General features: G+C 33.5%; 21 protein-coding genes. 9 read left to right on the top strand and 12 right to left on the bottom strand.

The features are described 5' to 3' along the window. Positions 1-67: 67 nt before the first annotated feature. From HGP29_RS08080 to HGP29_RS08070, 3 genes are all read right to left on the bottom strand, one after another. Positions 68-352 carry a hypothetical protein gene (locus HGP29_RS08080; RefSeq protein ID WP_168881860.1) on the bottom strand — a complete coding sequence of 95 codons (285 nt, stop codon included), beginning with the start codon at positions 350-352 and terminating at the stop codon, positions 68-70. A gap of 164 nt (positions 353-516) precedes the next feature. Beyond that, a complete protein-coding gene (locus HGP29_RS08075; RefSeq protein ID WP_168881859.1) occupies positions 517-1,296 on the bottom strand; it encodes a porin family protein in 780 nt (259 codons plus the stop codon). 330 nt (positions 1,297-1,626) lie between these two features. Further along, a complete protein-coding gene (locus tag HGP29_RS08070) occupies positions 1,627-5,640 on the bottom strand; it encodes an AAA domain-containing protein (RefSeq protein WP_168881858.1) in 4,014 nt (1,337 codons plus the stop codon). Between the two features lie 145 nt (positions 5,641-5,785). Between HGP29_RS08070 and HGP29_RS08065 the strand changes: the two genes are divergently transcribed. After that, entirely contained in the window at positions 5,786-6,820 is a 1,035-nt protein-coding gene (locus HGP29_RS08065) for an FAD:protein FMN transferase (protein WP_168881857.1), read from the top strand. 123 nt (positions 6,821-6,943) lie between these two features. Here the strand turns inward: HGP29_RS08065 and HGP29_RS08060 are convergent, their stop codons facing one another. After that, positions 6,944-7,351, bottom strand: a complete 408-nt coding sequence (locus tag HGP29_RS08060) for a DoxX family membrane protein (RefSeq protein ID WP_168881856.1) — start codon at positions 7,349-7,351, stop codon at positions 6,944-6,946. Positions 7,352-7,619: 268 nt separating this feature from the next. Here HGP29_RS08060 and HGP29_RS08055 point away from each other — a divergent pair, with 268 nt between their 5' ends. After that, entirely contained in the window at positions 7,620-7,799 is a 180-nt protein-coding gene (locus HGP29_RS08055) for a hypothetical protein (protein WP_168881855.1), read from the top strand. Here HGP29_RS08055 and HGP29_RS08050 read toward each other — a convergent pair. Both HGP29_RS08050 and HGP29_RS08045 read right to left on the bottom strand, forming a co-directional pair. Next, positions 7,796-8,851 (bottom strand): MBL fold metallo-hydrolase, encoded by a 1,056-nt coding sequence (locus tag HGP29_RS08050; protein WP_168881854.1) that lies wholly within the window; start codon positions 8,849-8,851, stop codon positions 7,796-7,798. The genes HGP29_RS08055 and HGP29_RS08050 overlap by 4 nt on opposite strands. Positions 8,852-8,890: 39 nt before the next feature. After that, entirely contained in the window at positions 8,891-9,811 is a 921-nt protein-coding gene (locus tag HGP29_RS08045; protein ID WP_168881853.1) for an oxidoreductase, read from the bottom strand. 208 nt (positions 9,812-10,019) lie between these two features. On the opposite strand from HGP29_RS08045, the gene HGP29_RS08040 reads away from it, so the two are divergent. Beyond that, positions 10,020-11,207 carry a phosphoglycerate kinase gene (locus HGP29_RS08040; RefSeq protein WP_168881852.1) on the top strand — a complete coding sequence of 396 codons (1,188 nt, stop codon included), beginning with the start codon at positions 10,020-10,022 and terminating at the stop codon, positions 11,205-11,207. 63 nt (positions 11,208-11,270) lie between these two features. Here the strand turns inward: HGP29_RS08040 and HGP29_RS08035 are convergent, their stop codons facing one another. Both HGP29_RS08035 and HGP29_RS08030 read right to left on the bottom strand, forming a co-directional pair. Beyond that, positions 11,271-11,756 (bottom strand): GNAT family N-acetyltransferase, encoded by a 486-nt coding sequence (locus HGP29_RS08035; protein ID WP_168881851.1) that lies wholly within the window; start codon positions 11,754-11,756, stop codon positions 11,271-11,273. Next, positions 11,734-12,213: a YciI family protein gene (locus HGP29_RS08030; RefSeq protein WP_168881850.1), complete on the bottom strand. Its 480-nt coding sequence runs from the start codon at positions 12,211-12,213 to the stop codon at positions 11,734-11,736. Before HGP29_RS08030 ends, HGP29_RS08035 begins: the two co-directional genes overlap by 23 nt. A 203-nt stretch (positions 12,214-12,416) precedes the next feature. On the opposite strand from HGP29_RS08030, the gene HGP29_RS08025 reads away from it, so the two are divergent. Beyond that, entirely contained in the window at positions 12,417-12,959 is a 543-nt protein-coding gene (locus tag HGP29_RS08025; RefSeq protein ID WP_168881849.1) for a DUF308 domain-containing protein, read from the top strand. 61 nt (positions 12,960-13,020) lie between these two features. Here the strand turns inward: HGP29_RS08025 and HGP29_RS28990 are convergent, their stop codons facing one another. After that, positions 13,021-13,149, bottom strand: a complete 129-nt coding sequence (locus tag HGP29_RS28990; RefSeq protein ID WP_262889525.1) for a hypothetical protein — start codon at positions 13,147-13,149, stop codon at positions 13,021-13,023. 259 nt (positions 13,150-13,408) lie between these two features. Between HGP29_RS28990 and HGP29_RS08020 the strand changes: the two genes are divergently transcribed. Both HGP29_RS08020 and HGP29_RS08015 read left to right on the top strand, forming a co-directional pair. Continuing rightward, entirely contained in the window at positions 13,409-14,020 is a 612-nt protein-coding gene (locus HGP29_RS08020; protein ID WP_168881848.1) for a response regulator, read from the top strand. 37 nt (positions 14,021-14,057) lie between these two features. After that, on the top strand, positions 14,058-15,887 hold the full coding sequence (locus HGP29_RS08015; protein WP_168881847.1) for a sensor histidine kinase: 1,830 nt from the start codon (positions 14,058-14,060) through the stop codon (positions 15,885-15,887). Here HGP29_RS08015 and HGP29_RS08010 read toward each other — a convergent pair whose 3' ends face one another. Continuing rightward, positions 15,888-17,093 (bottom strand): DEAD/DEAH box helicase, encoded by a 1,206-nt coding sequence (locus tag HGP29_RS08010; RefSeq protein ID WP_168881846.1) that lies wholly within the window; start codon positions 17,091-17,093, stop codon positions 15,888-15,890. A gap of 800 nt (positions 17,094-17,893) precedes the next feature. Between HGP29_RS08010 and htpG the strand changes: the two genes are divergently transcribed. The 3 genes from htpG to HGP29_RS07995 all read left to right on the top strand — a co-directional run bounded on the left by htpG (position 17,894) and on the right by HGP29_RS07995 (position 20,950). Then, positions 17,894-19,768, top strand: coding sequence for a molecular chaperone HtpG (htpG, locus tag HGP29_RS08005; RefSeq protein WP_168881845.1), 1,875 nt, complete (start codon positions 17,894-17,896; stop codon positions 19,766-19,768). 183 nt (positions 19,769-19,951) lie between these two features. Next, positions 19,952-20,446 (top strand): TlpA family protein disulfide reductase, encoded by a 495-nt coding sequence (locus HGP29_RS08000; protein ID WP_168881844.1) that lies wholly within the window; start codon positions 19,952-19,954, stop codon positions 20,444-20,446. Between the two features lie 84 nt (positions 20,447-20,530). Next, the gene (locus tag HGP29_RS07995) at positions 20,531-20,950 is read left to right on the top strand and encodes a secondary thiamine-phosphate synthase enzyme YjbQ (RefSeq protein WP_168882094.1); all 420 of its coding nucleotides are present in this window, start codon (positions 20,531-20,533) and stop codon (positions 20,948-20,950) included. Here HGP29_RS07995 and HGP29_RS07990 read toward each other — a convergent pair. Next, positions 20,937-22,700 carry a DUF748 domain-containing protein gene (locus HGP29_RS07990; protein ID WP_168881843.1) on the bottom strand — a complete coding sequence of 588 codons (1,764 nt, stop codon included), beginning with the start codon at positions 22,698-22,700 and terminating at the stop codon, positions 20,937-20,939. The genes HGP29_RS07995 and HGP29_RS07990 overlap by 14 nt on opposite strands. Before the next feature lie 88 nt (positions 22,701-22,788). Continuing rightward, positions 22,789-23,742: a YeiH family protein gene (locus HGP29_RS07985; RefSeq protein ID WP_168881842.1), complete on the bottom strand. Its 954-nt coding sequence runs from the start codon at positions 23,740-23,742 to the stop codon at positions 22,789-22,791. Between the last annotated feature and the right edge of the window lies 1 nt (position 23,743).

The raw sequence follows: 23,743 nt of genomic DNA, 5'->3' as shown, positions 1-23,743 counted from the left end.
AGCATAAACAAAGAAGCCGTTTCTATAATTGATTACAGAAACGGCTTCTTTTTTTTAATAAAGTCTTTTACTTTTTGTTATTGATATATCGAGTAGAAATTAAATGACCACATTCTGTTTCGTGATAATTTACTCTTGCTTTATACTCAATTTTACCTTCTATATGTGGGATTTTTTTTACTTCAATTTGACTGCCTTTGGGCATAAAACCTACTCGTTTCATTTTGCCATCCACGACCTTATATAAGGGTGTTTTAGCTTTGGTCGTAATTGTTTCTACTTCATCTGCAAAAGATGCAAATGACAGTGACATCATCAATATGGAAGTTAGTACAGTTATTATTCTTTTCATAAATGTTTACTTTCAGTTTAGTATGTATAAATTTTATAATTGGTTTGTAGCATTTATACTTAATACTACCTTTAGTCTATCAAAAAGGTTGCCTATTTAGTGGTAAAAAAACAAAAAAAGGAAGCCAAGACTGACTTCCTTTCAATTATCTACTTCAATTTGACTTATTTATGTCCCCATAAGGCATAAGTAGCCGTAAATTGAATGTTCATATTGTTCATATAGTCTTTTCCATTTAGTTCTGGATCAGGACTATTGTTGATGTCAGTTAACCCATAATTTACTCTGAAATCAAGACCAAATGGTGAATCACCAAATTGGTAAGATGCACCAAATACTACAGAAATATCAATGTTTTTAAATTCTTGACCTTCTGCGACTGCTTGCATTTGTTCATCTGTGTAAGGAATCATCATTCCTGTTTGTTCATAGATTGCTTTTGCAGCTTCTGGTAGCATATGAGAGGCATCCTCACCATTAGCTGTCAATGTATATTCACCATCAGACCATTGTACATCCTGGCTTAATTTAAAGCCAATCTGTCCACCACCAAATAGTTTGAAGTTACCATTATCACCAAATGCATATTTTGCAACAATAGGAATATTGATGTAGTGTAATTTAATATCAGTTCTACCTGTCATTTGGTAAGATACATCTAACATTTGGTCGGGAGTCATTGGTATTGATCCTGCCATAGTTTCATCTGTTAAACTATACACTCCTTGTTGAGCATAATTTACCTCAATTCCCAAACTAAATTTTTGACTCATTGGAACATCATAAGTGATACCTCCAACAAATCCATGAACTAACCCGCCATTCGGATCTTCTACTAATAACCCAGAAGAAGATAAACCACCTCTGACTCCTAAAACTCCTTGTGCGTAGATAGATAATGTACAACCAAAAAATACGGTAATTAGCGTTAAAACTTTTTTCATTTCTTATTTAAATAGGATTCTAAAATTAGGTAAGATTGAATCGTCAACGTTTTCGATAACACAAAGGTATAGGCGTTTCTTTTAGGGCTACAAATTTTGATATTTAATAAGGGTAAACAATAAAAGCGCAGTTTTTTATGGTTATTGTTAAAATAAAAAAATGAGGTTTTTAATGCTGTTATAAAATATGAAATACATAAATACTATTTCATATAAATGATTAAATGTAAAATTATATTCTTTGAAATTATTTTCACGCAAAATAAATGAATGAATATTCATTTTAATTATTATTCTGTTTTTACTCAATTTGACATAAAAAAAGACCCATTAAGAGGGTCTTTCTTGATCAATATCTTCAACAAAAAGAGCAACGTTTTTCTTAAATTTCTTTTTGTTTTTCCAAAGGTTTCGACTGTAGAAACGATTAAATTTCCAATCCTTCTTTTTCAATTCGATAGGGAAATAACCATGAGCATCTTTCGCTGAAATAAACTGATGATAATTTTCATCATCGGTCATCAATAAAGCAGTAGGAACTGCATTTTGTACAACAGTTAATGAAGAGAAAGGAAGTTGTTCTGTCATATCTTCTTCTTTCTTAATTTTATCTTTTAGTGTTTTACCAAATTTCCAGCTTTCATCAGAATATGGAGTAGGTCTATATCCTTGCTCACTAACTTCTTTTGCATAGTGAAGAAATTCTTTCAGTAACTTAGGACCTTCATTCTTTACTTCCTCGGTTTTTAATTGATGGGGGAGAATGCTGCTAAATATATATTCTTTTTTTCTAGCTCTTGTAATGGCTACATTAAGCCTTTTTTCTCCTCCTTCTTGACTTAGAGCACCGAATTGTAAATTGAATTTTCCATTTTCATTAAAGGCATAAGTAACAGAAAGTAAGATATGATCTCTTTCATCTCCTTGAATATTCTCAATGTTTTTAACGATGGTATCCGAAGGCCAATTGACATTGATTCTATCCATGATCTCTTGAATCAATTCTTGTTGTTTATGATTGAAAGTGATAATACCAATGCTTTTTTCTCCTTCATCGACGAGTCTCTTGGCTTGTTTTACCACAGCCACAGCTTCTTCCTGGTTGACACCCTTCTTCCAAATTCCATTTTCTATATGATGAAACTCAATACCTCTATCGTTGAACTTCACCTTATTGTAATAAGGTATAAAGCGAAGTTTATTTTTATAGAAATACTTATTAGAGAAATCAATAAGATCAAACGATTCACTTCTGTAATGTCCCATCAGATAGTGTTCTGATAGATATTGCTTACCAAGATCTAGTAAACTATCGACTTCTAAGGCAGGGTCTAAATCGTATTCATCGTCTTCTTCCCACCTTGGCTTGTACAAGTCAAATGGAGGTAATTGTTGAGAATCGCCTAAGATAGCCACTTGTGCACCTCTATACATGGCAGGAATTCCCTTCTCGGCAAAACACTGTGATGCTTCATCAAAAATAACAAGGTCAAAGAACGGAATCAGAGGGAATATAGCTGATGCTGCCTCCGGAGAAGTTAACCAACAAGGAAGAAGGTCTAAGATTTCATCCTGGAACTTATGGAATGTTTTTCTTAAAGGCCAAATACTTCTTTTCTTATTTACTTGATGGTATAAGTCTCTATATGTGACTCTATTGTTTAATCGATTGTATTCTACTTTGTCGTACGTTCTTTCCTTTAATCGAACCAAAGTCATATCATTGGCAATAGATCTTTTTTCAAGAATAGCTTCCTGTAAGTTACTTTCCAATTGTTCCATCGCACCATTGGATACAATTCTTAATACAGGGTGTTTGGTTTCAATATGGTACAACCAGCTAATGTTAAGGCTATTTTCAAAATACTCGATCACTTCATCAATAGGGTATTTGTGTACCCCATTCATATGCCCATCTATCAGTCGGAGTGCAGCCCATTCATGTGGTTCAAATGATTCCTTTAAGGTATCAAAACGACAAATTTCATCGAAATCTTCTTCTAACGTTTCTTTTAGATGATCAAGCTCGATTTTATTATTTAGGATATCTTCAATTTCCAGTGGCGACAAGTATTTTTCCCATCGTTGTCTCGCTTCAGGAATTTTATTGATGACTTTGAAAAGTTGATCAATTTTAGTCCACAGTTCATCATAGCTAAAATTATGTAGTTCGATAAATTGGACGCTAGAACGAAGAGAAGTATAAATTTTTCTTGCTTCAATTGCTTTAAGGCCTGCTTTGAACCACTTGTCCCAAACACTTTCTTCAAATGCTTCTGGGAACTCTGTTAGCCATTGGTATTTACGCATCTCATTTTTATGATGCGTCAGGTTCATTCTATTTTCTAAACGATCTCTTAACTGTTGTAATCCCTTGACAGTATTAGGTAAGTTATTCCTTTCCAATAGGGTAATTACTTGTTTCTTATGTTTAGAGAATTGCCATTTAATAATCAGTAATGGGTTACTTCTATCCGAAATAGCATCCGTTACCCATTCGATGGTATTACCTAGCTCATCTTCACTGATGGTTTTTTCGATGTCAGTTCCTTTGTATGAAAAAGCAGAAAGACACCCCTTTTTATGATTATTCCAATCTTGTTGTGTCGGTACTCTCCCTCTTTTTTTGATGATGCTATTGAACATTTTATAGACATCAGGGTCGGAAATAATTTCCATAAATTTATTGACCTGTTCTTCCTGTCTTAAAATCCATAGGCATTCATCAAAAGACAATTCAACCTGAATATTGTCTTCTATCTTTTTTGCTACTTCGTCTCTGAAAGGAATTATTTCATCAATAACTTCTTTCATATGAACAATCGCACTACTATCAAAATGACTAAATGGAATTCTATCTTTCCATATGTAATCTTCATGATCTAGTTTTTGTGCGAACCCTAAATAGGTTTTCAGACGTTTTTTGTATAGTTCTAAGTCTGATAAATCAAATTCCTGATAACACCCTTTTAAATGTGTGTGCTCTGCTTTTAGGTTACATCTCAAATAAAGTTCTTTGGCAGAAATACCACATTCTTGTGTATCGTATAGTGCTTCTCTAAATTCTTCTAATTGTGTAAGAGAACTGTCGATTTGTTTAGACCTTAATGCAAAATTTCTTTCCAATTGCATTGCTCCAAGACTATTATTGTCTTCTCGGAATTTATCTAAAGCATCGATTTGATCTTTTATTTTTTGATAGATATACCCTCTGTCATATCGATGGTCATGTACCATGGCACAGAACGACCCCAAAGCGATATCTTTCATTCTTTTATAAACGACATCTAAAGCGGCTCTTTTTTGTGATATCACCAATACATTTTTCCCTCTTGTAGTAAAGTCAGCGATCAGATTACAAATTAGCTGGGATTTACCACTACCTGGAGGGCCTTGTACCACAACAGACTGTCCACCTTTTATTTCTTTAACGACCTTTTCCTGTGAAGCATCCATAGGATAAGGCGATAATAGTTCTTCTTCTTGGTTGGCTTTTCCAACATAGGTTTCTTTTAGCCCAAGTTCATCTAAATGATCACCTGCAGTTCCAAAAAAGCCTTCTAAATCTTTAATCTCATTTTTATTGAGAAGGTTATCATAATCAGGCATTAGGTAAGAATCCGATTGAGGGAAAATACCAATCAATGCTTCTGAAAATAACTTCATTTGCCCCTCACCATATTCCTCTTGGAAGTGTACTTTATTCAGTGGCTCAAATTCTTTGATAAACTCACCAAATGTATCTTGGTTAAAGTTTAATTCGAGATTGGATTCCTCTAAAGTATGATACAACATGGTAAGAAACTCTGTTGGATCTTTAGGGAAGTCTTCAAAAGTTAATTCCAGGAAGTCATCACTAAACTGTACATTATTGTGATGAGAAATGGCCAACAAAAGTGTTTTATTGAAAGTAACTTCCGTATCCTCTCGAAGCTGTAAATACCAATTACCATTATCTACTATTAATCGAATTGGAAAGAAAAGTAGTGGACCTCTAAGATTACCTCCTGTCATTAACCTACCATGAACAAAAGGGTACCCTAAAAATAGGTCGTGTCTACCGCCTTCTTCTAAGACAAACTTCGCAGTTTTACCCACCTTTCGGATTTGTGAACTCATCTTATTGGCTTGAGTATCTCTACTATCCGCAACAGGGCATAATGGAATATTTTTCTTACCACGAATTACATCTTTAATAATATCATGAGAAGGAGAATGCATTAAATGATCTAAATGAGCAAGATCAACATACTGTCCGGTGTAAGCCTTGGGCAAATACAAGGACTTGTTTCTAGCAGATAGATTAGCAAGCCTTTTTTGGTAGGTTTTTAAGGTCTTTTGCACAGTTTACTTCCTTTTGTTGGTTTTAAACACTGAATCTTTCCAAAAAAATGTAAAACAATAGGTAGATAAGTGTACACTTACGCACCTTTGTAGATAATTGATTCAGAATATTGATCAAGATACGCATTGATAAATTAAAATCGTAATGGATAACAGGAAGAAAAATATTATTTATTCGATAATTCTAATAGTTTTTATCGGACTAACTTATTTATACAGAAGTTACAATCCTCCAGTAAATACACATTTACATGTTCGAGGTGTTACTTTTGGTGTAGTTCCTTACAACGTTAAATATATAGATGAAAAAGGAAGAGCATTAGATCAAGAGATTAAAAATGTACTAGAGGATTTTAACCAGTCGTTATCCACTTATATTCCATCTTCAGAGATTTCAAGGTTTAACTCAGGAATGTCTTTCACTTATGAGACAGATTTCTTTTATCCTGTGTTGGAAGATGCTAAAAAAGTTTACGAAGCTACCAACGGTTCTTTTGATCCTACAATTCAACCTTTAGTAAAAGCTTGGGGCTTTGGACCAGGTAAAACACCGACTATTAAAGATGATCAGGTGGATTCTATCAAGGCATATGTTGGTTTTGATAAATATATCACATTTGATAAAAAGGAAGTAAAAAAGTCGAAGGCAGGAGTAGAGCTTGACTTTGGTGCAATTGCTAAAGGTTATGCTGTAGACGTTGTTGCTAACCTATTAAAAGCACAAGGAATTAAAAACTTTATGGTTGAAATAGGAGGTGAGGTAGTTTGTAGTGGTGTAAATGAAAAGGACACTACTTGGAAGATCGGTATTGATAACCCAAAGTTTAAAGAGGGTACAGGCGAAGCCATTTCTATTATTATTTCATTAGACAATAAGGCCTTAGCTACTTCTGGTAACTACAGAAACTTCTATGTAAAAGATGGAAAAAAATATGCACATACTTTGGATCCAAGAACAGGTTACCCTGTACAGCACTCGTTATTAAGTGCTTCAGTATTTTCATCTTCTTGTATGTCTTCTGATGCTTATGCGACTGCATTTATGGTAGCAGGATTAGAAGAAGCAATTAAAGTAGTAGAAAGTGATGATGATTTAGAGGCCATCTTTATCTACGATGATGAGGGTACAATGAAAAATTATATATCCAAGGGAGCTGAAAAATTTATCATTCAGAAATAGAAAAAAAAGACCGGACATTGAAACAACGTCCGGTCTTTTTGTAGTAAGCAGAAATGAGTAAATATATATTAAAAGCAATTATTATTCTTTGTTAGATAAGGGTTCTTAGGTTACAGGAAAGAGTTAGTTATTTACTTTATAAGCAATCTGATTGAAATAAGGAATACTGTCTTTTTCGTTCCAAAAAACAATACCAGCACTTAATTCTGTAATTAAAGCCAATAAAAATAACGTTCCTCCATCGCCGTTTACTTCTATACCTAATATGGTAAGGTGCATCATAATAGCTCCACCAATAATCCCTAAAGTGAGTACAGCTCCAAACCAAGTTGTACGAGGTATCAAAATAAGTATACTAGCTATTAATTCTAAAATGCCAATACTAATTCGTCCAAAAGGTTCTAATCCTACTGTTGTAAATATATAAACACTATCAGGGTGAGCTGTAAACTTAAATCTTAATGTTTGTATTAATATTATCGCTACTAAAAGCCTTAATCCTATTAACGCATATTTTTTTATGGTTTCCATCTTTTGATATTTTGATTGAGTAATAATTTCTATTACAAAGATGTAGGATAAGGTCTCCATGGTATGTGAACCACGTCACATTTGAGAAAAAATGTCAAAAAAAATCAATTGATTTGATGTATTTTGTTGTAAATAAGCTTTTTATGAATCAATAAAGCCGTTTTTTAATAAAGTCTTAACAGTTTTTAATGATCTCAGTCACTTTTTAAGATTTGCCGTTATAAAATTTACCTACACTTTATTATTCGTAATCACTTAACTTTTCACTATGCAGTTATTAGGTCAATTTAGAGGTATTCTTAGAACTTTATTCTTTTGGTTAAAATTAACGTTATCGTTAACAGCTAGTACTACGTTAGCAACAAATTCTAATAATGATGCTAACGCAGATGATAGCTTTTACATTGGAAAAAATGTAGTTGAAATTTTTAATTACGTAGTTGATTAATCCAAGACAGTCCACCAATCATAGAGTTCATCATTTTTACCCATTTCAATGATCTTTCCAATTTTTGCAGTGAAAATGGGTTGATCTTTTTTACGAGATTCATCCACAAATCTTTCTATAGGATCTTTCCAAGTATGTAAGGCCAAAGTAAAACCTCCCCAGTGTACAGGAAAAGCTTTTTTTACTTGAGCATCTTTAGCTGCTTGAATGCTCTCTTCAGGAAACATATGGATTAGATGCCAATTTTCATTGTATTGACCATTTTCCATAAATCCCCAATCAAAAGGACCTAGTTTCTCACCAATTTCTTTAAAGTGCTTACCATAGCCACCATCGCCACTCCAGTAAATTGAGTGGTTATTTGTTTTTATAACAAATCCACCCCAAAGAGATTTAGCCCTATCGTTGAGCCCTCTTCCAGAGAAATGTCGAGATGGAGTATATGTAATTTCAAAGTCTAATATATTTAGTGTATCCCACCAATCTACTTCCGTAATTAGTTTTTCATCATGTCCCCAAGATACAAGGTGTCTTTTAATCCCAAGCCCTACTACGTATTTCTTCACTTTACCCTTTAGTTTCTCATAAGAGTCTAAATCCAAGTGATCGTAGTGGTCGTGAGTTTGTAATAGGATATCAATATCAGGTAATTCATCAATCACCTTTAATGAGTCATTACTATACCTTTTGGTGTTTACAGGTCCAATTGGTGATGCATTGGAACCTAACATAGGATCAATAAGTATATTCTTACCATTTAGTTGTAGTAATAAAACCGAGTGTCCATACCATATACATTTTGGATTATCGAGTTCTTGGTTATATACTTCTGGATTAAAAGGAAGAATACATAGGTTATTTTTTGGAGCCCTTCCCGCTCTATTGGTTAATTGCTTTTTGAGTAACCCTGGAATATTCCGAATGTTGATATTCATCATCGTTTCTTCTAGGTTCTCAAATTTATCATCTTTCCAGTTTGGTGACTTTTCCAGCTTTTCTTTCTCTTCTTCAGTAAACTTTCCACCAAATTGAGGGCTAAGTAGATGTAACATATTTAGAATTTTAGTTGAGGTAATGAATTTAATAAATATCTATTGACTCACTTTAGTTTCTTGAATCATTTTTTCGGTTTCTTCCCAAAGTCTTTGTGCTAAATCAATACGATGAGAATACTTTGTTGATTTTACTTTTACCGCTTTACTTCCTTTGATCTCCGTAAATCCATTAGGACCGGTATAATCACCTCCTTTTATATCTGCACCTAATGCAGCATAAACAGTAGGCAATGCACCCATTTTGGAAGAATTAAGAAATGGTGCACCTATTTTCTCTACAATATTATTGATGAATTGTGGAGCATATTGTCCTAAATTCGTCATGGATCCACCGGGGTGAGCCACTACTGCAATTGTACTTTTTCCTTCTTTTTCAAGTCTACGTTGTAACTCATACGTAAACATCACGCAGGCTAATTTGCTCAATGAGTAAGCTTCGAATTTTACATACCTTTTTTCGGCATTAAGGTTGTCAAAATCTAACTTTCCTTGGCGGTGAGCTAAGCTTCCGAGGTTCACTATTCTTGCCTCAGGAGTATTATTTAGCAGTGGTAAAAGCAATTGAGTGAGATAAAAATGAGCAACATAATTTACCCCAAACTGACTTTCAAATCCTTCTTTCGTTCGTTGTAATGGCGGAATCATTAGACCAGCATTATTTATAAGAAGGTCTAACCGCTGATATTTCTGAGAAAATTGTTCAGTAAAAGTATGTACTGAATCGAGATCATTTAAATCTATTTTTAGGATATCTAAATCTGCTGTAGGGTAAGAGTTCTTGATATCCAATAATGCTGCTTCTGCTTTCTGTAAGTTTCGACAGGCAAGTACAACGGTAATATCTTTTTGAGCTAAATATCTGGCAGTTTCTAAACCTAATCCAATATTGGCCCCAGTAACAATTGCTACACGACCTTTTTGAGATGGAATTTTTTGAAAATCGTTTAAGTTCATCATTTAAAATTGATTCATTTTGTTTGATTGGTCTATTCTGATTAACAATTTATAAAAAATATAGCCTAATAGAATCAAAATCGTCCTTTTTACGCTTTATCGAATAATTTTTTTCCTCTGATTTTAGTCATTTTTTTAATGAAAATATAAGTCTAGTTTGCATCCGCAATTTAAAAAATCACATTATATCTATTAAACGTAGTTTATTAATATGAAAACTATCGATAATTATAATTTCGAAGGTAAGAAAGCGGTTGTACGTGTTGACTTGAACGTACCTTTAAATCCAGATTTTTCAGTTCGTGACTTTACTCGTATCAACGCAGTAGTAGCTACAGTTAAGAAAATCGTTGCTGATGGTGGATCTGCTATCTTGATGTCTCACATGGGTCGTCCAAAAGATGGTTTTGAGGATAAGTTCTCGTTAAAGCACATCGTTGCTCCTTTATCTGAAAAATTAGGTATTGATGTAAAATTCGGTGGTGATCCAATTGGTGCTGAAGCTGACGAAATGGCTGCAAACTTGCAACCAGGTGAAGTAATGTTATTGGACAACTTACGTTTCTACAAAGAAGAGAAGAAAGGTGACGAGGAATTTGCTAAGAAACTAGCTTCTCGTGGTGATGTTTGGGTAATGGATGCTTTCGGTACTGCACATAGAGCTCACGCTTCTACAGCAGTTATCGCTAAATTCGTAAAAGATAAAGTATCTGGTTACGTAATGGGTAGAGAAGTAGAAAACGCTAAGAAAATTACTGAAAACCCTGCTCGTCCTTTCACTGCAATTATGGGTGGTGCTAAGGTATCAGATAAGATTTTATTAATTGAGCGTATTATGGATGTTGCTGATAATATTATTATCGGTGGTGGTATGGCTTATACTTTCTTCAAAGCACAAGGTGGTACTATCGGTAACTCTTTATGTGAAGAAGATAAATTAGACTTAGCTTTAGAATTGATCGAAAAAGCAAAAGCAAAAGGTGTAAACTTGTTATTACCAGTTGACTCAGTTTGTGGTGATAAATTCGGTGAAGATGCAGCTGTAGCTTCTTACGATTCTAATGCAATCGCAGACGGTTACATGGGTCTTGATATTGGACCAAAAGCGGCTGAGGAATTCTCAAAAATTATCAAAGAATCTAAGTCTGTTCTTTGGAACGGACCAATGGGTGTATCTGAATGGGCTAACTTTGCTAACGGTACTACTACTGTTGCAACTGCAGTGGCTGAAGCTACTGAAGCTGGTGCGTTCTCATTAATCGGTGGTGGTGATTCTGCTGCTGCTGTAAACACTTTAGGTTTCGGTGACAGAGTATCATACATCTCTACAGGTGGTGGTGCAATGTTAGAATTAATGGAAGGTAAAGTTCTTCCTGGTATCGCAGCTTTAGAGGACTAATCATTGATTAGTAATTAATATAAAATCCCTGTTTAGTACTTCTAAACAGGGATTTTTTTATGGCTAAGGATAATGAATTTTTACTGCTGATAAAGTAGGTATTTCCAAACGTACATCAGTGGCTATACGAAACCCATGTCTTAGATAAAATGCCAATGGTGATACATATTTTTCTCCATCTAGCCTATAATATCTTTCATGGTCAATTACCCATCCATTTAAAGGAGCAAATTGCTTCTTGGCTAGTTTTATCAGGTCACTCCCTAAACCTTTTCGTTTATATTCATTGTTGATAAGGATAGCAAACCATCTTTCACCATCTCTTTCAAAGCTAAAGAACCAACCGATCACTTTATTTGTTGGAGTCTTTACAAGAATATGTTTTTTATGATGTAATGCAGTCAAATATTCCCTAATACAATCAAGATCTTTATAAGCTAATTGCATAGGGTATACACTATTCCAAAGTTGGAATAAATCATTAATTTCAAAAGGGTTTAGTTGTTCTGATAGATAGAACATTAAATTATCTTTCTCCTTCAGTAACATTTTTCTTTTCTAGTTTTTTGTGAAGGTCCGGGATTGCCATTACTGCAGCAGATCCGTACCACTCTTTTAAATCCATCACTAGACTACCTGCTTGAATTGCAGGGTCTGTTTTTGTTAATGCTTCTGCTTCTTCAATACTTTCCACATCAAATATATAGATTCCTCTAATATCACCATCTCCGAAAAAAGGTCCTGCGAGTACTAATTTTCCTTCTTCTGCCATTTTATTGATATTTTCTAAGTGAGCTTTCTGAAGTTGGAATGCGTCCTCTTTTGAGAGGTTCCTGTTCGGACCTTTCTTTAAAAATGCCATTACAAACTTTTTCATACCGTAATCATCAGCACCATACTTTAATGCTAAACTTGCATCATAATCATTATGATTGTTTGGTGATGTAGGTGTTGTGCATCCAATAAAAAAAGTAGATAGTAATAACAGGAGAAGAATATTTTTCATAGTATGAAGTGATTGATGATCTATTCATTACAACAATGCGTAAGATCTAACAAATGCTTCACAATTTCAAATTAAAGTAAATGAGACAATTGAGAAGATATGTTTGACGTTAAACCTTTGTTAAAAGTCTTGAAAAAGAAACTAATCCAACCTACTTACGTTAATAAATAGGTAAAATCAATAAGAATTAAATGAAAGCGGTCATGTTCAAACAAAGCAGGTTCTTATCATCTTCTCGAAATGTTATTTCTATTGTAGGAATATCATACCTGATTATTGGTACCCTGTTGTTAGTGATACCTTTTAGCAAAGAGTTTTCTTTAACGCCAATATTTGCGAGTTTATTAATTCCTGCAGGTGCTATTGAACTTTATATAAATACTAAGTATAGAGATCAGATTTATAGTTGGGGTGTAAGTGCTTTGAATAGTCTCAATGATATATTTATGGGATTAGCTTTAATTATTGCAGCAGGTAATCGATTAACTTTATTGTATTTTACGGGATTCTGGCTGATGATAAAGGCTATTTACGGCCTGAGCTATGCCTTACAGATGAAGAAAGCATCAATGCTTAAGCATATCACTTTCGTTGTAGGCATTGTTGTTTTGTTTGTTGCCATGTTTCTAGTTGTCAATCAACTTTTCCCATACGATAAGGTGAGATCATTAATAGGGCTTACGATGTTATTATTGGGAACACACCAATTATTAGGGTTTAAGCTCGACGATATCAAGAATTATTAGTTTTATACTTAATATATTAGATGAAAAAAAAGTGACCGATGTACGCATCGGTCACTTTTTTTTATTTGAATTTCTTTAAGATTGAGATGTATTGCTCTTTTGCCAAGTCCTTGTCAAAGTGCTCAAGGTTTTTAATAGCGTCATTAAACTTATTGATGTAATTGTTTTCTTTGTGTTTGTTTTTTTTCATATCCGTAGCTTTATTTATTCTTCTGCAATATAGGAAGCTGAAGAGAAAAATATATTGCTGAATTGTGAATAGGTTTTAAGGAATTGTAAATGATTGTTCATTCGAATGATTAGTCTGTTTTTCGTTGATTTACTAGAAATTGCACTTGAATAACATAGTGGTAAATAAAAAATAAGTATATTTACAGCTATTAACGAAAATCTATGTTACTACTATTATTTCTATTTCTATCTATTCTTCAACTTTCAAAAACATCAGCATGCCTACACCAAAAATTTTAATCGTTGATGATCACATTCTTTTTTCAATAGGTATAGAGCAATTTTTACAGAAAAGACTTAATGCTATTGTTGTGATTATAAACAATCCACTAGATGCTCTGAATGAACCATTGGATCAGTATGACATAGTACTTGTTGATATGGATATGCCTCAGATGAAAGGGTATGAGTTTATCAAAAGAGCAAGGCAACAGTTCGAGAATCAGCGTTTTCTGATAGTATCAATGCATAAGAAACAGTCGTTATTAAAGAAAGCGATGAATTCTAATGTCAATGGATATATCCTTAAAGATGACCATCCAGATAATTTTATAGATGCAATAAAAACGATTGTTGCAGGAGGCAAGTTTTTCTCACCAAGTTTAGAAATGCTTCTTCAACAACAAGATATACATCAATTGTTTCTCTCACCAAGAGAAGAAGAAGTATTGAGGTTACAGGCAACAGGTAAAAGTATGGCTGAAATCTCTGAACAGCTTTTTATCAGTCTCGAAACGGTAAAAACTCACATACGAAACATTAAAATTAAATTAGAGCTTGATAACAAAGCGGATGTAATTAAATATGCAATAGACAATCTATTAGTTTAAATCAACCAGCATTCCCCAAACCTAAATAATCTGATCAATGAGGAAAATACTTCATGTTTTTCTTTTAATTTTTTTTCTGCTAAAATATCAATCAATACCAGCAAAAACCATTTTAGTAGATACTGCAAAAACAACTGTAAACTGTACCAATGCTGTAGATATTTATCAAGATAAAGTACCGTTATTTATAGATAATGATCCTTTTTTTCTTGATGAATGGAATGATGTGCCTTTAGATGGCCTTTCAGAAGGACCTTTTAGTAAAGGAAATTGGCATCGACTAATATTGGAAAGTGAAGTGGATGTAGAAAAACTGATGTATTTTAATTATGTGTTGATACCCAATATTCATATTTGGGTGAAAGAAGAAGGAAATAACTCTATTGAATATTTTTCATTTGGGACGAACTCAGATTATTACACCACAGAACAATCTAGAGATTACCGGGGGTATGTAGTGCCACTTTCTTTTAAAGCAAACAAGATCAAAGAAATATACTTCTTTATGGAAGGACATGGTTGGCCTACCCATTCAGATATCTATTTATATGATCCTGGAGTATATCGTAATAATTTCGAGAGAGATAATTATGTACTTACTATTTTAAGAGTAGTAGTGCTAACAATGCTTACCATTGGATTGGTAATAGGTATCATTAGTAGGCAAAATGTTTTCTTATACTATGCTTTATCTTTTTATAGCGGAGTACTCTTTGCAGAAGTAGAGTTGGGAATTTTTGTCAAGTTTTTAGATGTAAATTACCATCACTTAAGTTATTATATCAGACACTTTGCTAACATTGCTTACATCACTTCATTGCTTTACTTTTATAAGTATCTAATAGGGAATGATAATTCGAGTTTCAATGCGGTTTTAAAGTGGTTTGCACCATTCATCCATATTTATTCTGTAATTACATTTTTACTTTTCTTATTCTCAGACAATCCAACAATGATCGCTATTATTTTCCTTTCGATCGTTGTCGTGTCATGGTTAAGCTTCCTGATCTGTTTTGTGTTGTTATTAAGGTCAGTTAGGAAGAATAATATCTATGCAAAATATGCGTTTTTCGTCTTGGTAAGCCGACTGATTGTTATTGCTATTTTTGTGTCATTACCTCATTTGGGCTTAATCGAAAGGTCAATTTATACAGACTATTTATATTACCTATTTATTGGTTATGAATCAGTATTCTATTTTATCATGCTGATGAAAAAGGTGATTAATATTTATGATGAAAGGATTGAACTGCTCTCAAAACAAAAACAATTAGAGAAAGCATATTCTGAAGCAGTACTTAAAGGCCAAGAAGATGAGCGTAACCGAATTGGTAGGGAGCTACATGATTATGTAGGAGGGAACCTTGCTTTGGTCAATAAGTCAGATCATCTTGATGGGGAAGAGGTTAAGAGTATAATTACTTCAACGATCAAGACCGTAAGGGAAATGAGTCATGGTTTAATCACCCCAACATTTAATGATGTACAAAATTTTGAAGATGCCATTTTCGATTTATCATCAAAGTACAATTCAGATGATATGAGTGTGTTTATCAAATTTGTAGATTGGCCTGACTCAAATAAAAAAGAGCTGTTGAACCATTGTTACAGAGTAGTACAGGAGTTACTTTATAATGCAGAAAAACATAGTGAAGCGAACTCTGTACATATACAGTTCTTTTCTGATAATAATATTGGAAGGATTTTCTATGAAGACAATGGAATAGGTTTCAATGTCAATGCTTCAAAGAATGGTGTCGGTTTGGCTAATATACGCTATAGATCCAATGCCATGGGAGGAAAATCCATTATTGAATCTTCCTCATATGGTACTGTAATAAGGATAGAAGATATCCACTTGGATTAATTATCGTCTAGATGACCTTCTATTATTCTTTTGTTTCTTCTTGATCATCCTATTGCGGTCTTGTTCCGCCTCCATCATTGGAAAGTCATGTTCTTTCACTTCTTCAATGGAGTGCTTAATTAGCTTCTCTATGTTTTTTAGACTATCTAATTCGGTTCCGTCTGCTATTGATATTGCTTGTCCAGATTTACCCGCTCTACCTGTTCGACCAATTCTATGAACGTAAGTTTCTGCAGCTGGTGGAATTTCATAGTTAATCACAAAATCTAAACTATCAATGTCAATTCCTCTAGCAGCGATATCAGTGGCTACCAAGATGTCAATCTTTTTCTTTTTAAAATAGGATAGCGCCTTTGTTCTTGCTTCCTGAGATTTATTACCATGAATTGCTAAACTTTTAATCCCAGCTTCACCTAAAGCCTTTACGATAAAGTTTGCTCCTCTCTTTGTATTAGTGAATATGAGTGCGTTGTTAATATTGTTATTCTTGATAACATCAATCAGTAGCCTTTTCTTATTTCTTTGATCGACGTAATAAATTTTTTCATCAATGGCTACAGCTGTTGAAGAGACTGGTGAAACCTTAATTTCTTGGGGTTGATTTAATAACTTACTTGCTACATCAAGAATTTTATTCGGCATGGTAGCAGAAAACAATAAAGTTTGATGAGTAGGAGATAGATAGGACTCAATAGTGAAGATTTCTTTCACGAAGCCCATGTCTAGCATTTTGTCAGCTTCATCCAAGACAAAATGTTTTACTTGTGACAGTTTAATATGTCCTTTTTTTACAAGGTCAATTAATCGACCAGGAGTTGCTGTAATTATGTTTACACCTTTTTTTAGCCTTCGAATTTGTTTGTCAGCAGGAATGCCACCAAAAATGACAGCTTGTTTTAATGGAGTTTGATGGATGAGTCTCCCTATATTTTCAGAGATTTGGGTAGCCAACTCTCTTGTTGGAGTTAATATTAAGGTAGAAACGGTTTTATTATGTGTGGTGTGCTCCTGAAGTAATTGTTGAATGATAGGTAAACAAAAAGCTAAAGTTTTACCTGTACCAGTTTGTGCACAACCAAGCACATCTCTATTTTCGAGGATTACAGGTATACTTTCCTTTTGTATAGGTGTAGGATCATTGTAGTCTAAAATGTAAAGCTTTTCTAGTAGATCCTCGTTATTTATTCCTATCTCTTCAAATGACATATCTCAAATTATTGTTTAATCGAACAAAAGTAAGTGATGGATTGTTTAAATCTTAGAATTTATTAGAACTTATAAATGACTTTAAGTTCTATTTAGAGAAAACACTATTAATTTTAATATCTTGATATAAGAAGATTAAATAACCCGATTATCAATTGAACTATCCCCAAAAAAAATACGCATAAAAAAAGCTGTCGAAATATTCAACAGCCTTTCTATTATGATGTGTGACTACTTATACAAATTTGAAAGGTAAGATGTAATTACATCTTACGACATATGAAATCTCATTGAATACTATAAACCAATAGGGAATAACTCACACAAGAAACAGTGGAGTTTAGATTCATGTTTATACGTTTAGAATGACATAATATTAAAAAGTGACAGTCAAAACGGTTAGCCCATTAGATTACATTTAGTAAGAGAGTATTTCATTTAATATTAGTGGCCTAAATTAATTAGACAGATTATTTTAGTTTTATTTTTTATGACACAAAGTAACTATGGATAGATTAGCATAGCAGTATATCGTTGTTAGTATTGTGTTGTAAAAATAATTGACTGTCTAATTGACGCCAATAACATTTACACAAATCTATGATTTTTTTTTAATGAAAACCAAAAGTTTCATCCTAGAATATAATATGATTGTCATTCTACTGACAATTCGACAGAAATAGTGTCAAATAATCATATTTTATCGGATTGGAATACAATTTGGAAAAAGGCTTAACTGTAAAACAATTTTTTTAGTTGTTTTTTAAACTGATTTATAATTAAAAAAAGACATAGATAACATGGCGGCAAAAGGTTCTATTTCAGTGAATACTGAAAATATCTTTCCTATCATCAAAAAATTCTTGTATTCTGATCACGACATTTTCTTACGTGAATTAGTGGCGAATGCAGTTGATGCGACTCAAAAATTACAAAAACTTGCATCGATGGGTGAATTCAACGGAGAACTTGGTGATGTAACTATCCAAGTAGACGTTGATACTGAAAAGAAAACAATCTCTATCACTGACCGAGGTATCGGTATGAGTGAGGAAGAAGTTGAAAAATATATCAACCAAGTAGCATTTTCTGGTGCGACAGAATTCGTTGAGAAATTTAAAGATGTAGATACATCTACAATCATCGGTAAATTCGGTTTAGGTTTCTACTCAGCATTTATGGTCGCTGACAATGTAGAAGTAATCACTAAATCATTCAAAGATGAGCCTGCAGTAAAATGGACTTGTGATGGTTCTACTGAATATGAAATCACAACTTCAGATAAAGCAGAAAGAGGTACTACAATCGTTCTTCATGTAAATGAAGACTCTGAGGAGTTTGTGGACGAAGCTCGTTTACGTCAAATTTTAAACCGTTACTCTAAGTACATGCCAGTGCCAATTCAAGTTGGTGTTGATAAGCGTACTGAAAAAGAAGGTGAAGGTGACGACGCAAAAGACGTAGAAATTGTTGAGCCACACGTAATCAACAAAACTGAGCCACTTTGGGCTAAAGATCCTAAATCTTTAACTGACGAGGATTACTTAAACTTCTATAAGGAGTTATACCCAATGTCAGAAGAGCCAATGTTCTGGATTCACTTGAACGTTGATTTCCCATTCGAGTTAACTGGTATTCTTTACTTCCCTAAAGTAAAAGAAGATGTAACTCCTCATAAAGACAAGATTCAATTGTACTCTCGTCAGGTATTTATTACTGACAATGTAGAGGAAATCATGCCTGAGTTCTTACGCTTGATGCATGGTGTAATTGATTCTCCAGATATTCCATTAAACGTATCTCGTTCGTACTTACAATCTGACGCTAACGTGAAGAAGATTTCTTCTTATGTAACTCGTAAGGTGGCAGATAAGTTAAATAGCTTATACAAAAACGATCGTGAGAACTTCGAGAAGAAGTGGGAGTCTATCGGATTATTCGTAAAATACGGTATGATGACAGACGATAAATTCTTCGACAAAGCGAAGAAGTTCTGTTTATTGGAGACATTGGATGGTAAATTATACAACTTCGAAGAGTATAAAGAGCAAATCCAAGCGAATCAAAAAGATAAAAACGACAAGTTCGTATTCTTATATTCAACAGATCAAGGTACTCAAGATACTTATATTCAAGCTGCACAGAAGAAAGGGTATAGCGTATTGAAAATGGATACATTGATTGACGCTCACTTTATCAGCAATACTGAGCACAAGTTCGAGGACATCACTTGGAAGCGTATCGACTCTGATACTGTAAATAACTTAGTAGAAACTGATGACAAAAATGAGTCAGTTTTAACTGAAGAAGAGTCTAAGAAATTGGTTGATATCTTCAAGAGAGCATTAAACGACGATAAATTGGAGCCTAAAGTTGAAGCAATGACTGCTGATGAGCTTCCAGTTATGATCACTAAGCCAGAGTTTATGCGTCGTATGGAAGAAATGGCTGCTATGCAAGGCGGCGGTATGGGAATGTTCGGTGGTTTCCCTGGTGGTGATACAATTACTATCAACGGGAACTCTGAGTTTGTTTCTCGTATCTTAAAAGAAGACAAGGAAGGTGAACAAGATAAGTTAGTAAAACATGCTTATGATTTAGCAAAACTTTCTCAAGGTAACTTGAAGGGAGCTGACTTAACGGCATTCATCAACCGTTCATTGGATATCCTATAATTTGAATCATACCATTGATTTATACATTAAAGGTCGGTAAGATTATCTTGCCGGCCTTTCTTTTTCGGGAAGTTTTCTGATATATTCGGGAAAAATGTACTGTGAAAAATAGAAGAATTGTATCATTTTTGTCGTTATGTAAACAAAAGGAAAGTACAATTATTCATAAATCATCAATTTGACATGAAAAATAAATTATTCTCAATTTTAGCACTCATTATCTCAGTTACACTATTTAGTTTTACAAATACACCCAAAGGAGACGGTGACAAAGAGTCATTATATGTATTTAAAGATTTAGAAGGTAATACTGTAGACTTAACAGAATTTGAAGGTAAATACGTATATATTGATGTTTGGGCATCTTGGTGTGGACCTTGTTTAAGAGAAATCCCTTCGCTTCAAGAGATTGAGAAAAAGTATGAAGGAAAAGATATTGTATTTGTTTCACTATCTGTAGATCAAAGTACTGATGCTTGGAAAGCAATGGTAAAAAAGAAAGACTTACATGGAAATCAACTTCATTTAGGTACAAACTTTAAATTCACAGATAAGTTTAATATCACTTCTATTCCAAGATTCATCTTATTAGATAAAAAAGGAAAAGTAGAAAATGCTAATGCACCTCGTCCGTCAGAAGAGGCGTTAGTAGCATTGTTTAAAGATCTTGGTTTATAATCCTATAATAAATTAAGTATCATAAGAAGCCAATGGGTTGTAGAACCTGTTGGCTTTTTTTAATTTCAAGATCAAAATTTATTGATTATGGTTATTCAAAAGACAATACGTTTACGTCCTTACTCTAGAGGTTATCATATTATCACAGAAGATGTGTTTGAACACCTTCCTGAGTTGAGAGGTAAGTCAGGAATTCTTCAGGTATTTATTCAGCATACTTCAGCCTCTTTGACGATTAATGAAAATGCAGATCCATCCGTTCGAGTAGACTTTGAGAGTCATTTTAATAAAGTATACCCAGAAAATGCACCTTATTATGAGCATACCTATGAAGGTCCTGATGATATGCCTGCACATCTAAAAGCATCAACACTAGGTGCGTCTGTAAGCATTCCTATTGGGAATGGAAGACCACTATTAGGTACATGGCAGGGGATTTACTTAGGTGAGCATAGAAATAGAGCTTCAGGAAGAAGTCTAGTACTTACTTTTATTGGTGAGTAGCGTGTTTTTTATGCTTCTTACTTGCTTTTTTTCTGTCTTTATATTTCTGTTTGGTTTCTTTTCGTTCTTCCTGAGGAATATGAGTATAGGTACCAACAACAGAAGTTTCTAGACCAGACATAATAGTATGAATGATATAATGAATGACAGATTTATATTGTACTCTTTTAAAGTATAGGGGAGCATGTCTTGCTTTGGGACCAGGATTGTTGTTTTTGTAAGCGACCATATTGTTGGCGGCAAAGTTGGCAATACTTTCAACAAAGTTAGATTTCTCATCATTCTTTCCTGTCAGCTTAATTTTTAGATCGTTATAATAAAAATCTAAGTTTCCACGACCTACCTGATCATAAAGATCGATATCAAAGTCAATAGATCTTGCTCTACCTTCTTGAAAAACAACTCCTGCATTATTATGGGTAAATGTATTGAAGTAAGACAATGGGAAGCCATCAATATGCCCTTTTACATCCATAAGGTTTTTAGCAGTACTGTCGGTATGTAATGTACAGTCAATCCTTGTTGGTGTTTTACCAAAGAGTTTACATTTAAGGTGAAGGGCAATATTTTCAATAGAATCTGTGTTGACTGTAGGGACGTCAATGGTAATATCTGTGAGTGTAATTTCACCTGGTAAGTTGGCATCCTTACTTTTTTCCTTATAGGTCAGTGAGCTATTAGTGACATTAAATTTATCTAAAGCAATCGTATAATTTAAGGCCTGTATTGACCGGTTGGGCAGATTTTTTACTACAGTAGTATCTTCAGGATAGTTTTTATCTCTATAGATTTGAGCTTGTAAGCTATCAATTTTTATGTCGTTAAGGTGAATTTTATTCTGATCGAAAAGTTCATCTGCATTAAAACCAATACCACTTACATACCCGATGGATAAACTCATCATGTCGGTTTGTTTACCGACAGTCTCAAAGAAATTACGCTCAGATAATTGAGGTTTTACATCCAACCCTTTTAATTCAAAAATATTCTTTTCTTTTGAAATGACGATGCTGTCAAATTTGTATTCATAGAGTTCATTGACACCCTTCATAAATGATGGCCCACACTCAAAAGCCAATTCATCAACATTGATGATATTCTTTTCTTTGTCTTCATCATATATTAATTGTATACCAGATATATGAAGGTCTTGAGAAGTATGAAACACATGTTTGTGTACACCACTTTTTGTGATTTGATAGCCATTGAACTTCATATCTGTGAGGTTGATAGAAGTCGCACCAATTTGTTTTAACCTTTGTCCTAATACACTAAAACGTATTAAAGGAGACTTACGGTCAGCAATCTTTTTACTTGGCTGCTTTTCTTTTGGTTGTGTTTTTTCTTTTTGAACAAGGCTATCTTTCCAGAAAAATTGGAAATTGGGTTTAGTAAGTGTCACCTCTTTTACCGTAAGGTTTCTAGAGAAAATGATTTTATGAAGTTGTGGTAACTTTATTTTAACGGTATCCACCGTACCATTTATCCAACTAATTTTTTCTTTTTCCTTATTGGGGATAATAACAATACCGGTAGCTCTTAGTTTTCCTTTAAACCAGTTGATATTGAAATTATTAAAAGTGACAAAATAACCATCTCCATTTTTACCAAGAGCAATTTCTTTGACTGTATTGGCAGCAAAGTCTTCTAATTTTTTCTGAGTATAATCTGATAAAAAGAAAAATAGTAATGGTATTAATATCAGAAGAGTAACTTTTATATTTTTAGATTGCTTTTTTGTAGGAGACATCAATATGAAGTGATAATAATGAGATAAAAAATTAACCCCTTATAATCAGATATAAGAGGTTATATAATTTACAAATTTTTATCGAAAACTAGAAGATATTCATCACAGCAATTAGTGAAATACTTGAAATAATTACCCATAATGAAATCCCTTGGTACATAGGTTTAGTACCTACATGTTTTACACTTTCAACATCTAAAGTACAGCCTACAGTGAATAATGCTAATGATAATCCTTTGTGAGCAATAAAATTGAAGACATGAGAATACTGTTGGAAGAAAGGAACGTAAGTATTCAATAACATGGCAATCACAAAACCAATAATAAAAGTAGGCATTGTCTTTAAACTAATTTTACCTGATTGAGTAAGTGAAGCAATTAATGAAACGGGAACAATCCATAATGCTCTTGTTAACTTGACTGTTGTTGCAATTCTTAGTGCTTCTTCACCATACGCCTGTCCTGCTCCCACAACAGCACTTGTATCATGGATTGCTAAAGCAGCCCACCAACCGAACTGCTCTTGTGTTAGATGTAAGTATTTACCAACTACAGGGAAAGTAACCAATGCAACAGCATTTAGCACAAAAACAGTAGCCATAGCGACTGAAATCTGTCTTTCATTAGCTCTTAATGCAGGTGCCATAGCTGCAATAGCACTACCTCCACAAATCGCAGTACCTGATGCAATTAATCGATAGATGGTCTTATCTAAACCTAATTTTTTACCTAAAAATGCTCCAAATAATAACGTAAAGACAATACTTGAAAAAGTGATTAATGAGCCTTCAGAACCTGTTTCTAAAGCATCGACTGCATTTAAGCCAAAGCCAAGGAAAACAACTGACCATTTTAATAAACTTGAACTAATTTTTTTATTTAATGTTGGGTTAGGGATTTTAAACAACAAAGCGAAAAATATTCCTGAGAATAAGGCAGTTGCTGTAGATACCCAAGGAGTTAAAGTAGATAAAGCTAAAAGGAAGTAAATAATTTTTGCTATTGTAGGATTTGATTGAAATGTCGTTAAGGTCTTTTTCATT

Origin of the sequence: Flammeovirga agarivorans (genome assembly GCF_012641475.1) — a bacterium.
GTDB lineage: Bacteria > Bacteroidota > Bacteroidia > Cytophagales > Flammeovirgaceae > Flammeovirga > Flammeovirga agarivorans.
Note: the sequence above shows the minus strand (reverse complement) of the source record. Positions and strands in the feature narration are given on the sequence as shown.

Excerpts from the sequence above, each read along its gene's own strand:
- HGP29_RS08080 (WP_168881860.1), bottom strand. The coding sequence starts at position 352 with ATGAAAAGAATAATAACTGTACTAACTTCCATATTGATGATGTCACTG.
- HGP29_RS08075 (WP_168881859.1), bottom strand. The coding sequence starts at position 1,296 with ATGAAAAAAGTTTTAACGCTAATTACCGTATTTTTTGGTTGTACATTA.
- HGP29_RS08065 (WP_168881857.1), top strand. The coding sequence starts at position 5,786 with ATGGATAACAGGAAGAAAAATATTATTTATTCGATAATTCTAATAGTT.
- HGP29_RS08060 (WP_168881856.1), bottom strand. The coding sequence starts at position 7,351 with ATGGAAACCATAAAAAAATATGCGTTAATAGGATTAAGGCTTTTAGTA.
- HGP29_RS08055 (WP_168881855.1), top strand. The coding sequence starts at position 7,620 with ATGCAGTTATTAGGTCAATTTAGAGGTATTCTTAGAACTTTATTCTTT.
- HGP29_RS08050 (WP_168881854.1), bottom strand. The coding sequence starts at position 8,851 with ATGTTACATCTACTTAGCCCTCAATTTGGTGGAAAGTTTACTGAAGAA.
- HGP29_RS08045 (WP_168881853.1), bottom strand. The coding sequence starts at position 9,811 with ATGATGAACTTAAACGATTTTCAAAAAATTCCATCTCAAAAAGGTCGT.
- HGP29_RS08040 (WP_168881852.1), top strand. The coding sequence starts at position 10,020 with ATGAAAACTATCGATAATTATAATTTCGAAGGTAAGAAAGCGGTTGTA.
- HGP29_RS08035 (WP_168881851.1), bottom strand. The coding sequence starts at position 11,756 with ATGTTACTGAAGGAGAAAGATAATTTAATGTTCTATCTATCAGAACAA.
- HGP29_RS08030 (WP_168881850.1), bottom strand. The coding sequence starts at position 12,213 with ATGAAAAATATTCTTCTCCTGTTATTACTATCTACTTTTTTTATTGGA.
- HGP29_RS08025 (WP_168881849.1), top strand. The coding sequence starts at position 12,417 with ATGTTCAAACAAAGCAGGTTCTTATCATCTTCTCGAAATGTTATTTCT.
- HGP29_RS28990 (WP_262889525.1), bottom strand. The coding sequence starts at position 13,149 with ATGAAAAAAAACAAACACAAAGAAAACAATTACATCAATAAGTTTAAT.
- HGP29_RS08020 (WP_168881848.1), top strand. The coding sequence starts at position 13,409 with ATGCCTACACCAAAAATTTTAATCGTTGATGATCACATTCTTTTTTCA.
- HGP29_RS08015 (WP_168881847.1), top strand. The coding sequence starts at position 14,058 with ATGAGGAAAATACTTCATGTTTTTCTTTTAATTTTTTTTCTGCTAAAA.
- HGP29_RS08010 (WP_168881846.1), bottom strand. The coding sequence starts at position 17,093 with ATGTCATTTGAAGAGATAGGAATAAATAACGAGGATCTACTAGAAAAG.
- htpG (WP_168881845.1), top strand. The coding sequence starts at position 17,894 with ATGGCGGCAAAAGGTTCTATTTCAGTGAATACTGAAAATATCTTTCCT.
- HGP29_RS08000 (WP_168881844.1), top strand. The coding sequence starts at position 19,952 with ATGAAAAATAAATTATTCTCAATTTTAGCACTCATTATCTCAGTTACA.
- HGP29_RS07990 (WP_168881843.1), bottom strand. The coding sequence starts at position 22,700 with ATGTCTCCTACAAAAAAGCAATCTAAAAATATAAAAGTTACTCTTCTG.
- HGP29_RS07985 (WP_168881842.1), bottom strand. The coding sequence starts at position 23,742 with ATGAAAAAGACCTTAACGACATTTCAATCAAATCCTACAATAGCAAAA.